The organism is Citrobacter sp. BIDMC107 (assembly GCF_001037575.1).
Classification (GTDB): domain Bacteria; phylum Pseudomonadota; class Gammaproteobacteria; order Enterobacterales; family Enterobacteriaceae; genus Citrobacter; species Citrobacter freundii.
This window is the reverse complement of the sequence record NZ_KQ089848.1, coordinates 1,966,470-1,980,791: the sequence shown is the minus strand read 5'-3', so window position 1 is coordinate 1,980,791 and position 14,322 is coordinate 1,966,470. Positions and strand designations below refer to the sequence as shown.

The following is a 14,322-nucleotide window of genomic DNA, read 5'->3' as shown; positions in this document are numbered from 1 at the left end:
AAGCACAGACACACCCAAGCGGGAATAGCTCAGTTGGTAGAGCACGACCTTGCCAAGGTCGGGGTCGCGAGTTCGAGTCTCGTTTCCCGCTCCAAATTCTTACCTCAATAAAAATATCCACAACGAATAATCGCGTTGGGGACGTTTTGTTTCGTCATTGACATACTCTTGTAAACAGACTTATCCACAGGTTCGGGTATTATTCCTGGAATGCAAAAAGCTTCGCCGGGTAAATAGTATCATTTTAACTAATTGAAATTATTGACTTAATTATCATTTCAAATTGTTAATGCGATCACTTGACGATTTTTTCCTTCTTGAATATCAATGTGTTTTTATTTTTATACACAAGCTGTGGATGACTTAAGCGTCGCGCGGCAGACCCTTCTCAATGACCCTGACCAAACGTTGTTTCTTCGGTAGCTGCACCTCAACTACGCAGGCATTTCGCTTCTCGATTTGCTGAGCAACCGCCCAGTCTATGTGTTCGTCGAGAAGTGGGTGCTCACCTCTGCGACTTTCCAGCGCGAGAATAACAGCGTCATTCCAGGGAGCATTACCCAACGCAACGGCGATATTTCGCAGCCAGCGCAGGTGGCCAATACGACGAATGGCAGACCCCTCCGTGACTTTTAAAAACCACGCTTCGCTCCAGCTAAACAGCTCTATTAACTCCGGAGCATGAAGCTGCTTGCGCGGGTTGAAGTCATCCTCTGTCGTCAACTGTGAATAGCGGTTCCACGGGCAAATGAGCTGGCAATCATCGCAGCCGTAAATTCGATTCCCCAACAATGGACGAAACTCTTCCGGTATCGGGCCTTCCAGTTCGATAGTGAGATAAGAGATACAGCGGCGCGCATCTACGGTGTAGGGTTCAACGATGGCCCCGGTGGGACAGATTGTCATGCAGGCGACGCATTTCCCGCATCCTTCTTCTGCTGGTTGGTCGACCGGCAAGGGTAAATCGATCAGTAATTCCCCGAGGAAGAAAAATGAACCGGCTTCGCGATTGAGGATTAGTGAGTGCTTACCTGTCCAGCCAAGCCCGGCTTTTTCCGCCAAAGGACGCTCAAGAATGGGCGCAGAATCGACAAAAGGTCTAAAATTCAGCGAAACGCAGTGCTGTTGAATCATCTCTCCCAGCTTTTTTAAGCGGTTACGTAGCAGCTTATGGTAGTCGCGGCCAAGCGCGTAACGGCTGACGTAACCCAGAGAAGGGTTCTTCAACGTGCTGGCAAAGGCCGCTTTGGCAGGAAGATAGTTCATACGTACGCTGATGACACGTAGTGTACCGGGCAATAATTCGTGGGGGCGGGCGCGCATCATGCCGTGACGGGCCATCCAGTCCATCTCTCCGTGGTATTGTTTATCCAGCCAGGCCTGCAGTTTGGGCTCTGCTTCGCTGAGGTCGGTATCGGCAATACCGACCTGCTGAAAGCCAAGCTCCAGCCCCCACTGCTTAATATTTTGCGCTAACTGATTGAGATCGAGGGGCTCTGACATGACGGACCATACAATGAAGAAAAACCCCGCAAGTATACCACACTCCATCTGGCACGCCGATGATATCAGGCGGATGGAGCGAGAGGCGGCAGACAGTTTAGGGCTGACGTTGTATGAGCTGATGCAACGGGCGGGAGAGGCGGCGTTTCAGGTCACCCGTGAGGCCTATCCGAACGCCCAACACTGGCTGGTGCTATGTGGTCACGGCAACAACGGCGGTGATGGTTACGTGGTGGCAAGACTTGCCAAAGCGCAGGGTTTTAATGTTACGTTGCTGGCGTACGAGAGTGATAAACCGCTCCCCGAGGAAGCGCAGCAGGCGCACGACGCCTGGCTTAACGCCGGTGGCGTTATTCATGCTGCTGATATTAACTGGCCAGACAGCGTGGACGTCATTATCGACGCGCTGTCAGGTACTGGCTTAAAAAACGCGCCGCGTGAACCTCTCCCGGCGTTGATCGAACGTGCCAATAGCCACCCAGCCCCTACAATTGCAATCGACATTCCCTCCGGCCTGCTTGCGCAGACGGGGGCGACGCCGGGGGCAGTCATCAACGCTGCGCATACCGTTACCTTTATTGCGCTCAAGCCAGGTCTGCTTACCGGTAAAGCACGCGATGTCACCGGACGTCTGCATGTTAACGCACTCGGGCTGGACGACTGGCTGGCGGGGCAGAACGCGCCGCTGCAACGTTTTGATGCTCAACAGCTTGCGCACTGGCTAACGCCGCGTCGGCCCACCTCACACAAAGGCTCCCACGGTCGGCTGGTGATTATCGGCGGCGACCACGGCACGGCAGGTGCAATACGTATGGCCGGTGAAGCGGCGTTGCGTGCGGGGGCCGGGCTGGTCAAAGTATTGACGCGCAGGGAGAACATTGCGCCTGTTCTGACTGCCAGACCAGAACTGATGGTCGATGCGCTGACGCCGCAGACTCTGGAAGAGAGCCTGGCATGGGCGGATGTTGTGGTGATAGGACCAGGGCTTGGTCAGCAGGAGTGGGGCAAAAAAGCGCTGCAAAAAGTGGAGAATTTTCGCAAACCGATGCTCTGGGATGCGGATGCGCTGAACCTGCTGGCAATCAACCCCGATAAACGTCACAATCGCGTGATCACGCCGCATCCAGGTGAAGCCGCGCGACTGCTGGGCTGTTCCATTGCAGAAATTGAAGACGATCGCTTACTTTGTGCACAACGTCTGGTAAAACGGTACGGAGGCGTAGTAGTGCTGAAAGGCGCGGGTACGGTTGTTGCTGCTGAACAAGCTGAGTTAGGTATTATTGATACTGGCAATGCAGGGATGGCCAGCGGCGGAATGGGGGATGTGCTTTCCGGTATTATTGGCGCATTGCTCGGACAGAAGCTTACCCCGTATGATGCAGCATGTGCGGGATGTGTTGCGCACGGAGCGGCGGCGGATGTGCTGGCGGCGCGTTTTGGTACGCGCGGCATGCTGGCGACAGATCTCTTTACCACGCTACAGCGTATTGTTAACCCTGATGTGATTGACGTTTATCATGATGAATCGAGTAATTCCACTACCTGATGAGCAGGCAACTTTAGACCTGGGACTGCGGGTAGCCAAAGCCTGTGACGGCGCGACGGTTATATATTTGTACGGCGACCTGGGGGCGGGTAAAACCACTTTCAGCCGGGGATTTCTGCAGGCGTTAGGTCATAAAGGTAATGTAAAAAGCCCCACCTACACGCTGGTTGAACCCTATTCACTCGATAACTTGATGGTATATCACTTCGATTTATACCGACTTGCGGACCCGGAGGAGCTGGAATTTATGGGGATCCGCGATTATTTTGCCAATGATGCCATCTGCCTGGTGGAATGGCCGCAACAAGGTAAAGGTGTACTGCCAGACCCGGACGTCGAAATACACATTGAATATCAGGCGCAAGGTCGAGAGGCGCGCGTAAGCGCAGTCTCCTCATCGGGTGAATTATTGCTGGCGCGTTTAGCCGAATAACCTTAAGGGTGGCGGGATGATTTATCGCATCAGAAACTGGCTGATGGCAACCCTGGTCCTGCTGTGCGCGCAGGCAGGGGCCGCCAGCCTCTCCGATCTTCAGGTTTCCAATGGCAATCAACAGGCGCGGATTACGCTGAGCTTTATTGGCGAGCCTGAATACGCCGTGAGCCAGGACGGGAAACGCACCGTCGCGCTGGATATAAAACAAACCGGAGTGATTCAGGGATTACCGCTGCTGTTTAGCGGCAATAATCTGGTGAAATCTATCCGCTCCGGCACGCCAAAAGATGCGCAGTCCTTGCGTCTGGTGGTGGATTTAACCGAGAACGGCAAGGCCGAAGCCGTTAAACGCCAGAACGGCGGCAATTATACCGTTGTGTTTACCATCAAAGCGGATGCGCCACCGCCGCCGCCTCCACCTCCAGTGGTTGTTAAGCGTGTTGAAACGCCGGTTGTCGCCCCTCGTCCTGCCGAGCCTGCGCGTAACCCGTTTAAAGCAGAGAACGATCGCACCACGATGGTGACCAACAGTAATACCTCCACACGACCTGCGGCGCGCGCCAGCACCGGCAGCGGTGAAAAAGTGGTTATTGCCATTGATGCCGGACACGGCGGGCAGGATCCGGGGGCGATTGGCCCTGACGGCACGCGTGAGAAAAACGTCACGATTGCCGTGGCGCGTAAACTGCGCAGCTTGCTCAATGATGACCCAATGTTTAAAGGCGTACTCACCCGTGATGGCGATTACTTTATCTCGGTGATGGGGCGTTCAGACGTCGCACGTAAACAAAACGCCAATTTCCTGGTTTCTATTCACGCGGATGCCGCGCCAAACCGTGATGCCACAGGTGCTTCCGTTTGGGTGTTGTCGAACCGTCGGGCGAACAGTGAGATGGCCGGCTGGCTGGAACAGCATGAAAAACAATCGGAGCTGTTGGGCGGCGCGGGCGATGTGCTGGCAAACAGCCAGTCCGATCCTTATCTCAGCCAGGCCGTACTGGATCTGCAGTTCGGTCATTCGCAGCGCGTCGGGTATGATGTGGCGACCAGCATGATCGGCCAGTTAGAACGTATTGGTTCGATGCATAAGCGCCGTCCGGAACACGCCAGTCTTGGCGTACTGCGTTCGCCTGATATCCCATCTGTGCTGGTTGAAACCGGCTTTATCAGTAACAACAGCGAAGAACGTCTGTTGGCGAGCGATGATTACCAGCAGCAACTGGCTGAGGCGATATACAAAGGATTGCGTAACTATTTCCAGGCGCACCCGATGCAAACCGGACCGCAGGGCGCGCCGGCGCAAACCGCCAGCGCCATATCGGCGGGTAACACGTTAACAAATTAAGGATTAGCCATGCCGATTCAGGTTCTACCGCCACAGCTGGCGAACCAGATTGCCGCAGGCGAGGTGGTAGAACGGCCTGCGTCAGTGGTGAAAGAGCTGGTGGAAAACAGCATCGATGCCGGTGCGACGCGCATTGATATCGATATTGAGCGCGGCGGCGCGAAGCTTATCCGTATTCGTGACAACGGCTGCGGGATTAAAAAAGACGAGCTGGCGCTGGCGCTGGCGCGTCATGCCACCAGTAAAATAGCCTCGCTTGACGATCTTGAGGCCATCGTTAGCCTCGGATTTCGTGGCGAAGCGCTGGCAAGTATCAGCTCCGTGTCTCGTTTAACCCTGACGTCGCGCACACAAGAGCAGCCTGAGGCCTGGCAAGCCTATGCTGAAGGGCGCGACATGGATGTGACGGTAAAACCTGCTGCGCATCCAGTGGGAACCACACTGGAGGTGTTAGATCTGTTCTACAACACCCCGGCGCGGCGCAAATTTATGCGCACCGAGAAAACTGAATTTAATCATATCGACGAGATTATTCGCCGCATTGCGCTGGCGCGTTTTGATGTGACGATTAATTTGTCTCACAACGGCAAAGTGGTGCGTCAGTACCGGGCAGTGGCCGCGGATGGGCAGAAAGAGCGCCGGCTGGGCGCGATTTGCGGCACGCCGTTTCTGGAGCATGCGCTGGCGATTGAATGGCAGCATGGTGATTTGACGCTGCGCGGCTGGGTGGCCGATCCTAACCACACAACGGCGGCACTGGCAGAAATCCAGTATTGTTATGTGAATGGTCGGATGATGCGAGATCGGCTGATCAACCATGCTATCCGCCAGGCCTGTGAAGATAAGCTGGGAGCCGATCAACAACCCGCTTTTGTGCTGTATCTGGAAATCGATCCGCATCAAGTGGATGTCAACGTACACCCAGCTAAACATGAGGTCCGTTTCCATCAATCCCGCCTGGTGCACGATTTTATTTACCAGGGCGTGTTGAGCGTCCTGCAACAGCAGCTTGAAACGCCGCTGCCGTTGGCTGATGACGACGAACCCGCTCCAAGGCACATCCCGGAAAACCGCGTTGCTGCCGGACGTAACCATTTTGCCGAGCCGGCTCCCGCGCGTGAACCTGCGACACCGCAGTACTCAGCTGGCGCTGGAAACGGCAGTAGTGGCGCAGGCCGTCAGGCGAGGGCCAGTTGGCCTCATGCCCAACCCGGATACCAAAAGCAGCAGGGCGAAATTTATCAGAAACTGATGCAGACGCCGGCTCCAACGCGTAAAACGCCGGTCTCTGAAACATCATCGGTACCTCTGAGTGGCAGTAGTCAGGGCTTTGGCCGGGTGCTAACGATTGTCGGTGCAGACTGCGCGTTACTCGAGTGCGATGGCCATATTCGGTTGCTGGCATTACCGGTGGCTGAGCGTTGGCTGCGTCAGGCGCAATTAACGCCGGACCAGGGGACCGTTTGCGCCCAGCCGTTGCTGATCCCTTTACGTTTAAAAGTCAACGCCGATGAAAAAGCGGCGCTGCAAAAAGGACAGAGCCAACTGGCTGAGCTGGGCATTGAATTTCAACTGGATGCGCAGCATGTGACCATCCGGGCGGTGCCTTTACCCTTACGCCAACAAAATTTACAAATCTTGATTCCTGAACTGATAGGCTACCTGGCGCAGCAATCCGTATTCGAGCCGGGTAATATTGCGCAGTGGATCGCACGTAACCTGATTAGCGAGCATCCACAGTGGAGTATGGCACAGGCGATTACGCTGTTAGCGGATGTTGAGCGGCTCTGCCCACAACTCGTGAAGGCACCGCCGGGTGGTCTGTTACAACCTGTTGATTTACATTCGGTAATGAATGCCCTGAAACATGAGTGATACCCGTAAGGCGAGCCTGCCAAAGGCGATTTTTTTGATGGGGCCAACGGCCTCCGGTAAAACGGCACTCGCAATTGAATTGCGTAAAGTTTTGCCCATAGAGTTGATAAGCGTTGATTCCGCCCTTATTTACAAGGGAATGGATATCGGTACAGCAAAGCCCGATGCAGATGAATTACAGGCCGCGCCGCACCGATTACTGGATATTCGCGATCCGTCGCAAGCGTACTCCGCTGCGGATTTTCGTCGCGATGCGTTAGCCGAGATGGCCGACATCACCGCCGCGGGGCGTATCCCGTTGCTGGTGGGCGGCACAATGTTATATTTCAAAGCCTTGCTTGAAGGGCTGTCGCCGTTACCGTCGGCGGACCCGGAAGTCAGGGCCAGAATTGAGCAGCAGGCGGCAGAGCAGGGTTGGGACGCGTTACACCGACAGCTTCAGGACATCGATCCGGTGGCTGCGGCGCGTATTCATCCAAATGATCCGCAAAGACTTTCCCGGGCACTGGAAGTTTTTTTCATTTCGGGTAAAACTTTAACGGAGCTGACACAAACGTCAGGAGATGCTTTGCCGTATCAGGTGCATCAGTTTGCAATCGCCCCGGCGAGCCGTGAACTGCTCCATCAGCGAATTGAGCAGCGTTTTCATCAGATGTTAGCTTCAGGTTTTGAAGCAGAAGTCCGGGCGCTTTTTGCCCGTGGAGATTTGCATACGGATTTGCCTTCCATTCGTTGTGTAGGGTATCGCCAGATGTGGTCATACATTGAAGGTGAAATTTCATACGATGAAATGGTTTATAGAGGTGTTTGCGCCACGAGGCAGTTGGCGAAGCGACAGGTAACCTGGTTGCGTGGTTGGGAAGGGGTGCACTGGCTTGACAGTGAAAAGCCTGACCTAGCGCGAAACGAAGTATTACAGGTTGTTGGTGCTATCGCGAACTGAATGTGTACAATTGAAACGTATCGTGCGCAATTTTTCAGAATCGAAAGGTTCAAAGTACAAATAAGCATATAAGGAAAAGAGAGAATGGCTAAGGGGCAATCTTTACAAGATCCGTTCCTGAACGCATTGCGTCGGGAACGTGTTCCAGTTTCTATTTATTTGGTGAATGGTATTAAGCTGCAAGGTCAAATCGAGTCTTTTGATCAGTTCGTGATCCTGTTGAAAAACACGGTCAGCCAGATGGTTTATAAGCACGCGATTTCTACTGTTGTCCCGTCTCGTCCGGTTTCTCATCACAGCAATAATGCCACCGGCGGCACTGGCAGCAACTACCATCACGGTAGCAACGCGCAAGGTTCATCTGCGCAACAGGACAGCGAAGAAACCGAATAAGGTTATTAGCTGTTTTACATACGGGGAGCCAGCGATCCTGCGTTCCCCGTTGATTTATATTAAGGGGTTGACGCTTGTTTGACCGTTATGATGCCGGTGAGCAGGCGGTACTGGTACACATCTATTTTTCGCAAGACAAAGATATGGAAGACCTCCAGGAGTTTGAATCTCTGGTTTCTTCCGCCGGTGTCGAAGCAATGCAGGTGATTACCGGGAGCCGTAAAGCACCGCACCCGAAGTATTTTGTTGGTGAAGGTAAGGCAATCGAAATTGCCGAAGCCGTAAAAGCGACTGGCGCTGCGGTGGTGATTTTTGATCATGCTCTGAGCCCCGCCCAGGAACGTAACCTGGAACAGTTGTGCCAGTGTCTTGTTATCGACAGGACCGGTCTTATTTTAGATATTTTTGCCCAGCGTGCGCGCACCCATGAGGGTAAGTTGCAGGTTGAGCTGGCGCAGTTGCGCCATATGGCTACGCGTCTGGTCCGTGGCTGGACCCACCTTGAAAGGCAAAAGGGCGGGATTGGTTTGCGCGGTCCGGGTGAAACCCAGCTCGAAACCGACCGTCGTTTGCTGCGTAATCGCATTTTGCAAATACAGTCGCGCCTGGAAAAAGTTGAAAAGCAACGTGAGCAGGGGCGGCAGTCGCGCAAGAAAGCGGATGTCCCAACCGTATCACTGGTGGGATATACCAACGCCGGAAAATCCACCCTGTTCAACCAGATCACCGAAGCCCGGGTTTATGCAGCGGACCAGCTGTTTGCGACCCTGGACCCAACGTTGCGCCGCATAGACGTGGCGGACGTGGGTGAGACCGTGCTGGCGGATACCGTAGGGTTTATCCGCCATTTGCCGCACGACCTGGTGGCGGCATTTAAAGCCACCTTGCAGGAAACACGTCAGGCAACATTGCTGCTGCACGTTATTGATGCTGCAGATTTTCGTGTGCAGGAAAACATCGAGGCAGTCGACACGGTGCTCGAAGAGATCGATGCGAATGAGATCCCGACCCTGCTGGTGATGAATAAAATCGATATGTTGGATGACTTTGAGCCGCGTATCGATAGAGATGAAGAGAATAAACCCATTCGCGTTTGGGTATCAGCGCAAACGGGGATTGGTATACCACAACTTTTTCAGGCTTTGACTGAGCGACTTTCCGGTGAGGTGGCGCAGCATACGTTGCGTTTGCCGCCGCAGGAAGGGCGTTTGAGAAGCCGGTTTTATCAACTTCAGGCAATAGAAAAAGAGTGGATGGAGGAAGACGGCAGCGTAGGTCTGCAGGTTCGTATGCCGATCGTAGACTGGCGTCGCCTCTGTAAACAAGAACCGGCACTGGAAGACTATGTTGTCTGATCTGACGGATATGGCCTGAAGATTTTTTCGCCTCTATACCTTGTGGATTTTGTGCGGCAGGAAGGCGGCAAGTCCTGAAATCTCCAGGAGCATAGTCAACTATGTGACTGGAGTTGAGGGACGCAGCCAACGCATCGGCAGCGCAAAAGACGCAGGTATAGCATCGCATAACAAATATGGAGCACAAAAATGGCGTGGAATCAGCCCGGTAATAACGGACAAGACCGCGACCCCTGGGGAAGCAGCAAACCTGGCGGCAACCCTGAGGGAAATGGAAACAAAGGTGGTCGCGAGCAGGGACCTCCCGATCTGGACGATATCTTCCGCAAACTGAGTAAAAAGCTCGGTGGTCTGGGTGGCGGTAAAGGTACTGGTTCTGGCGGCGGTAGTTCATCGCAAGGCCCGCGTCCGCAACTGGGCGGTCGAGTTTTTACTATCGCAGCGGCCGCCATCGTCATTATCTGGGCGGCTAGCGGTTTCTATACCATTAAAGAAGCGGAACGTGGCGTGGTGACACGCTTCGGTAAATTCAGCCATTTGGTTGAACCGGGTCTGAACTGGAAACCGACCTTTATCGATGAAGTGACACCGGTCAACGTTGAAGCCGTGCGTGAACTTGCCGCATCCGGCGTTATGCTGACCTCTGACGAAAACGTCGTGCGCGTCGAAATGAACGTACAGTACCGCGTGACCGATCCGCAGCGTTACCTGTTTAGCGTAACCAGTGCGGATGACAGTCTGCGTCAGGCAACTGACAGCGCCCTGCGTGGGGTTATCGGTAAATACACCATGGACCGTATCCTGACCGAAGGGCGTACCGTTATTCGTAGCGATACCCAGCGGGAACTGGAAGAAACAATCCGTCCGTACAACATGGGTATCACCTTGCTGGACGTCAACTTCCAGGCAGCACGTCCGCCGGAAGAAGTAAAAGCCGCGTTTGACGATGCTATCGCAGCACGTGAAAACGAACAGCAGTACATTCGTGAAGCAGAAGCGTACACCAACGAAGTTCAGCCGCGTGCAAACGGTCAGGCTCAGCGTATTCTGGAAGAAGCGCGTGCGTATAAGACTCAGACCATCCTGGAAGCACAGGGTGAAGTGGCTCGCTTCGCAAAAATTCTGCCGGAATATAAAGCCGCACCGCAAATTACCCGCGAGCGTCTGTATATCGAAACCATGGAAAAAGTGCTGAGCAATACCCGCAAAGTCCTGGTTAACGATAAAGGCAGCAATCTGATGGTTCTGCCGCTGGATCAAATGCTGAAAGGTGGTAGTGCGCCAGCAGCAAAGACTGACAGCAGTTCAAACCTGTTGCGTCTGCCGCCAGCAACGACTTCCAGCACTGGAGCAAGCAATACATCGTCCACCAGTCAGGGCGATATTATGGACCAACGCCGCGCGAATGCGCAGCGTAACGACTACCAGCGTCAGGGGGAATAACGATGCGTAAGTCAGTTATTGCGATTATCATCATCGTTCTGGTAGTTCTGTTCATGTCTGTCTTTGTGGTCAAAGAAGGCGAGCGCGGTATTACTCTGCGCTTTGGTAAAGTTCTGCGTGACGATGAAAACAAGCCGCTGGTCGTTGCACCAGGCCTGCACTTCAAGATTCCGTTTATTGAATCCGTGAAGATGCTCGATGCGCGTATTCAGACCATGGACAACCAGGCCGATCGCTTTGTTACCAAAGAGAAGAAAGACCTGATTGTTGACTCCTACATCAAGTGGCGCATCAGTGACTTTAGCCGTTACTACCTGGCAACGGGCGGTGGCGATGTTTCTCAGGCGGAAGTCCTGCTGAAACGTAAGTTCTCTGACCGTCTGCGTTCTGAAATTGGTCGTCTGGACGTGAAGGATATCGTTACCGATTCCCGCGGTCGTCTGACCCTGGAAGTTCGTGACGCGCTGAACTCCGGTTCTGCTGGCACGGAAGATGAAGTGGCGACTCCGGCAGCAGATAGCGCGATTGCCGAAGCGGCTGAACGTGTTCAGGCTGAAACGAACGGTAAAGTACCGGTCATCAACCCGAACAGTATGGCGGCATTGGGCATCGAAGTGGTTGACGTGCGTATTAAGCAAATCAACCTGCCTGCTGAAGTGTCCGAGGCTATCTACAACCGTATGCGCGCTGAGCGTGAAGCGGTAGCGCGTCGCCATCGTTCACAAGGCCAGGAAGAGGCGGAAAAACTGCGTGCAACGGCGGACTATGAAGTCACTAAAACGCTGGCAGAATCTGAGCGTCAGGGCCGTATCATGCGCGGTGAAGGCGATGCAGAAGCCGCTAAGCTGTTTGCCGATGCGTTTAGTCAGGATCCTGACTTCTACGCCTTCATCCGTAGCCTGCGTGCTTACGAGAAGAGCTTCGAAGGCAACCAGGACGTGATGGTCATGAGTCCGGACAGCGATTTCTTCCGCTACATGAAGACACCGAGTTCCGCGACACGCTAATCGCGTTCCAGCGGTTTTAAAGCAGCAAAACCACCGGCATCTCCAGGGATGCGGTGGTTTTCTTTTTATATAAGGGCGATGGATGAATTCAACAATTTTGCTGGCGCTCGCGCTGGTTTTGGTGCTGGAAGGGCTGGGTCCGATGCTTTATCCCAGCGCATGGAAGAAAATGATCTCTGCAATGGCGCAACTTCCCGAAAATATTTTGCGTCGTTTTGGTGGAGGTCTTGTGGTTGCGGGCGTTGTGGTCTACTACATGTTGAGGAAAACGATTGGCTGATTAATAAGTAGACTAATTTGCAGATTTTCGCATGCAAAAAGTGCTGTATATCTGAAAAAGCGGTGGTAGAATCCATTTTTAAGCAAACGGTGATTTTGAAAAATGGGTAACAACGTCGTCGTACTGGGCACCCAATGGGGTGACGAAGGTAAAGGGAAGATCGTCGATCTTCTGACTGAACGGGCTAAATATGTTGTGCGCTACCAGGGTGGTCACAACGCAGGCCATACTCTCGTAATCAACGGTGAAAAAACCGTCCTCCATCTTATTCCATCAGGTATTCTTCGCGAGAATGTCATCAGCATCATCGGTAACGGTGTTGTTCTGTCTCCGTCCGCGCTGATGAAAGAAATGAAAGGACTGGAAGATCGTGGTATCCCGGTTCGCGAGCGCCTGCTGCTGTCTGAAGCTTGTCCGCTGATCCTTGATTATCACGTTGCGTTGGATAACGCTCGTGAGAAAGCGCGTGGCGAGAAAGCGATCGGTACTACCGGTCGTGGTATCGGTCCGGCTTATGAAGACAAAGTAGCTCGTCGCGGTCTGCGTGTTGGCGATCTGTTTGATAAAGCAACCTTCGCTGAAAAACTGAAAGAAGTGATGGAATATCACAACTTCCAGCTGGTGAATTTCTATAAAGTTGAAGCAGTTGACTACCAGAAAGTGCTGGATGATGTGATGGCTATCGCCGACATCCTGACCTCGATGGTTGTTGATGTTTCCGATCTGCTGGACCAGGCGCGTAAGCGTGGCGATTTCGTCATGTTTGAAGGTGCGCAGGGTACGCTGCTGGATATCGACCACGGTACCTATCCGTACGTAACGTCCTCCAACACCACCGCAGGTGGCGTGGCAACCGGCTCCGGCCTGGGCCCACGTTATGTGGACTACGTTCTGGGTATCATCAAAGCTTACTCTACTCGTGTAGGTGCGGGTCCGTTCCCGACTGAACTGTTTGATGACGTTGGCGAGTTCCTGTGCAAACAAGGTAACGAGTATGGTGCGACCACCGGTCGTCGTCGTCGTACCGGCTGGCTGGACTCCGTTGCTGTACGCCGTGCAGTACAGATTAACTCCCTGTCTGGCTTCTGCCTGACCAAACTGGACGTACTGGACGGTTTGAAAGAGGTGAAAATCTGTGTCGCTTACCGAATGCCGGATGGCCGTGAAGTAACGACTACTCCGCTGGCAGCAGACGACTGGAAAGGTATCGAGCCGATTTACGAAACCATGCCGGGCTGGTCTGAATCTACCTTCGGCGTGAAGGAACGTAGCGGTCTGCCGCAGGCTGCACTGAACTACATCAAGCGTATTGAAGAACTGACCGGTGTGCCGATTGATATTATCTCAACTGGCCCAGACCGTACTGAAACCATGATCCTGCGCGACCCGTTCGACGCATAATTCTGGTTATAGCGTGGCGTCGAATGGCGCTGCGCTTGCAATATCTCAAGCCGGATAAGGTGCTTTGCATCAGAATCCGGCTTAAAATCACGTAAGTTCCTCGCTTTTTTCCTTCCCGAACTGAAATAAATTAGCGACCTGGCTGGTGGCTGGTTTATCATCAATATAATTAATACCACCAGGTTTATCCGTTTTATCCCTTTTCCTGAGGTTGATGTGCAGTTAACAAGTTTCACCGATTACGGATTACGTGCGCTAATCTACATGGCGTCACTTCCCGAAGGACGTATGACCAGTATTTCTGAGGTGACAGAAGTCTACGGCGTGTCCCGTAATCATATGGTCAAAATAATCAATCAACTTAGCCGGGCGGGCTTTGTTACTGCTATTCGAGGAAAAAATGGCGGTATCCGCTTGGGTAAACCCGCTAAGGATATTGGTATTGGTGATGTGGTTCGCGAGCTGGAACCCTTATCGTTGGTCAACTGTAGCAGCGAGTTTTGCCACATTACCCCGGCCTGTCGACTCAAACAGGCGCTTTCTAAGGCAGTGCAAAGTTTTCTCACGGAGCTGGACAACTACACACTTGCTGATTTGGTTGAAGAGAATCAACCGCTTTATAAATTATTGCTGGTGGAATAATGAAGTCCAAAGTATTTCGCGTCGCATCGCGGCGGCAACTGAGCGAGTCGCCAGGAGCTTACAAAAGTAAGTTACTGGTGGGAGCAAAGGCAGCCAACAAAGAGGCGTCGTGAAAGACGAAGGAATTCCATCAGAGCTGACAATGGAGGAACC

13 protein-coding genes and 1 tRNA gene are annotated in these 14,322 nt (G+C 53.2%); 13 read left to right on the top strand and 1 reads right to left on the bottom strand.

What is annotated here, in order from left to right; all coding sequences use genetic code 11:
* Positions 1 to 18 precede the first annotated feature (18 nt).
* Positions 19 to 94, top strand: a tRNA-Gly gene (locus tag SK39_RS09170).
* 269 nt (positions 95 to 363) lie between these two features.
* On the opposite strand, the gene queG is transcribed toward SK39_RS09170, so the two are convergent.
* Positions 364 to 1,503: a tRNA epoxyqueuosine(34) reductase QueG gene (queG, locus tag SK39_RS09165; protein ID WP_003844973.1), complete on the bottom strand. Its 1,140-nt coding sequence runs from the start codon at positions 1,501 to 1,503 to the stop codon at positions 364 to 366.
* On the opposite strand from queG, the gene nnr reads away from it, so the two are divergent.
* The 12 genes from nnr to nsrR all read left to right on the top strand — a co-directional run bounded on the left by nnr (position 1,502) and on the right by nsrR (position 14,169).
* Positions 1,502 to 3,049 (top strand): bifunctional ADP-dependent NAD(P)H-hydrate dehydratase/NAD(P)H-hydrate epimerase, encoded by a 1,548-nt coding sequence (gene nnr / locus SK39_RS09160; protein ID WP_032937772.1) that lies wholly within the window; start codon positions 1,502 to 1,504, stop codon positions 3,047 to 3,049. The genes queG and nnr overlap by 2 nt on opposite strands.
* Complete coding sequence (gene tsaE / locus SK39_RS09155; protein ID WP_003025570.1) at positions 3,021 to 3,482, top strand: tRNA (adenosine(37)-N6)-threonylcarbamoyltransferase complex ATPase subunit type 1 TsaE; 462 nt, start codon at positions 3,021 to 3,023, stop codon at positions 3,480 to 3,482. Before nnr ends, tsaE begins: the two co-directional genes overlap by 29 nt.
* Positions 3,483 to 3,498: 16 nt before the next feature.
* Positions 3,499 to 4,830 carry an N-acetylmuramoyl-L-alanine amidase AmiB gene (gene amiB / locus SK39_RS09150; RefSeq protein ID WP_048216930.1) on the top strand — a complete coding sequence of 444 codons (1,332 nt, stop codon included), beginning with the start codon at positions 3,499 to 3,501 and terminating at the stop codon, positions 4,828 to 4,830.
* Positions 4,831 to 4,839: 9 nt separating this feature from the next.
* The gene (mutL, locus tag SK39_RS09145; RefSeq protein WP_032937769.1) at positions 4,840 to 6,705 is read left to right on the top strand and encodes a DNA mismatch repair endonuclease MutL; all 1,866 of its coding nucleotides are present in this window, start codon (positions 4,840 to 4,842) and stop codon (positions 6,703 to 6,705) included.
* Positions 6,698 to 7,648, top strand: a complete 951-nt coding sequence (miaA, locus tag SK39_RS09140; protein WP_016149447.1) for a tRNA (adenosine(37)-N6)-dimethylallyltransferase MiaA — start codon at positions 6,698 to 6,700, stop codon at positions 7,646 to 7,648. The genes mutL and miaA overlap by 8 nt, the downstream gene beginning before the upstream one ends.
* Before the next feature lie 84 nt (positions 7,649 to 7,732).
* Positions 7,733 to 8,041, top strand: coding sequence for an RNA chaperone Hfq (gene hfq, locus SK39_RS09135; RefSeq protein ID WP_003025584.1), 309 nt, complete (start codon positions 7,733 to 7,735; stop codon positions 8,039 to 8,041).
* Between the two features lie 74 nt (positions 8,042 to 8,115).
* Positions 8,116 to 9,396 carry a ribosome rescue GTPase HflX gene (gene hflX, locus SK39_RS09130; protein ID WP_032937767.1) on the top strand — a complete coding sequence of 427 codons (1,281 nt, stop codon included), beginning with the start codon at positions 8,116 to 8,118 and terminating at the stop codon, positions 9,394 to 9,396.
* Between the two features lie 189 nt (positions 9,397 to 9,585).
* Positions 9,586 to 10,839 carry an FtsH protease activity modulator HflK gene (gene hflK / locus SK39_RS09125; RefSeq protein WP_003025593.1) on the top strand — a complete coding sequence of 418 codons (1,254 nt, stop codon included), beginning with the start codon at positions 9,586 to 9,588 and terminating at the stop codon, positions 10,837 to 10,839.
* Between the two features lie 2 nt (positions 10,840 to 10,841).
* On the top strand, positions 10,842 to 11,846 hold the full coding sequence (hflC, locus tag SK39_RS09120) for a protease modulator HflC (protein ID WP_003025595.1): 1,005 nt from the start codon (positions 10,842 to 10,844) through the stop codon (positions 11,844 to 11,846).
* 82 nt (positions 11,847 to 11,928) lie between these two features.
* Positions 11,929 to 12,126 carry a DUF2065 domain-containing protein gene (locus tag SK39_RS09115; RefSeq protein ID WP_003025602.1) on the top strand — a complete coding sequence of 66 codons (198 nt, stop codon included), beginning with the start codon at positions 11,929 to 11,931 and terminating at the stop codon, positions 12,124 to 12,126.
* 102 nt (positions 12,127 to 12,228) lie between these two features.
* Positions 12,229 to 13,527, top strand: coding sequence for an adenylosuccinate synthase (gene purA / locus SK39_RS09110; RefSeq protein WP_003025606.1), 1,299 nt, complete (start codon positions 12,229 to 12,231; stop codon positions 13,525 to 13,527).
* Between the two features lie 216 nt (positions 13,528 to 13,743).
* Positions 13,744 to 14,169: a nitric oxide-sensing transcriptional repressor NsrR gene (nsrR, locus tag SK39_RS09105; protein WP_003025609.1), complete on the top strand. Its 426-nt coding sequence runs from the start codon at positions 13,744 to 13,746 to the stop codon at positions 14,167 to 14,169.
* Positions 14,170 to 14,322: the final 153 nt, after the last annotated feature.

Excerpts from the sequence above, each read along its gene's own strand:
- nnr (WP_032937772.1), top strand. The coding sequence starts at position 1,502 with ATGACGGACCATACAATGAAGAAAAACCCCGCAAGTATACCACACTCC.
- queG (WP_003844973.1), bottom strand. The coding sequence starts at position 1,503 with ATGTCAGAGCCCCTCGATCTCAATCAGTTAGCGCAAAATATTAAGCAG.
- tsaE (WP_003025570.1), top strand. The coding sequence starts at position 3,021 with ATGATGAATCGAGTAATTCCACTACCTGATGAGCAGGCAACTTTAGAC.
- amiB (WP_048216930.1), top strand. The coding sequence starts at position 3,499 with ATGATTTATCGCATCAGAAACTGGCTGATGGCAACCCTGGTCCTGCTG.
- mutL (WP_032937769.1), top strand. The coding sequence starts at position 4,840 with ATGCCGATTCAGGTTCTACCGCCACAGCTGGCGAACCAGATTGCCGCA.
- miaA (WP_016149447.1), top strand. The coding sequence starts at position 6,698 with ATGAGTGATACCCGTAAGGCGAGCCTGCCAAAGGCGATTTTTTTGATG.
- hfq (WP_003025584.1), top strand. The coding sequence starts at position 7,733 with ATGGCTAAGGGGCAATCTTTACAAGATCCGTTCCTGAACGCATTGCGT.
- hflK (WP_003025593.1), top strand. The coding sequence starts at position 9,586 with ATGGCGTGGAATCAGCCCGGTAATAACGGACAAGACCGCGACCCCTGG.
- hflC (WP_003025595.1), top strand. The coding sequence starts at position 10,842 with ATGCGTAAGTCAGTTATTGCGATTATCATCATCGTTCTGGTAGTTCTG.
- SK39_RS09115 (WP_003025602.1), top strand. The coding sequence starts at position 11,929 with ATGAATTCAACAATTTTGCTGGCGCTCGCGCTGGTTTTGGTGCTGGAA.
- purA (WP_003025606.1), top strand. The coding sequence starts at position 12,229 with ATGGGTAACAACGTCGTCGTACTGGGCACCCAATGGGGTGACGAAGGT.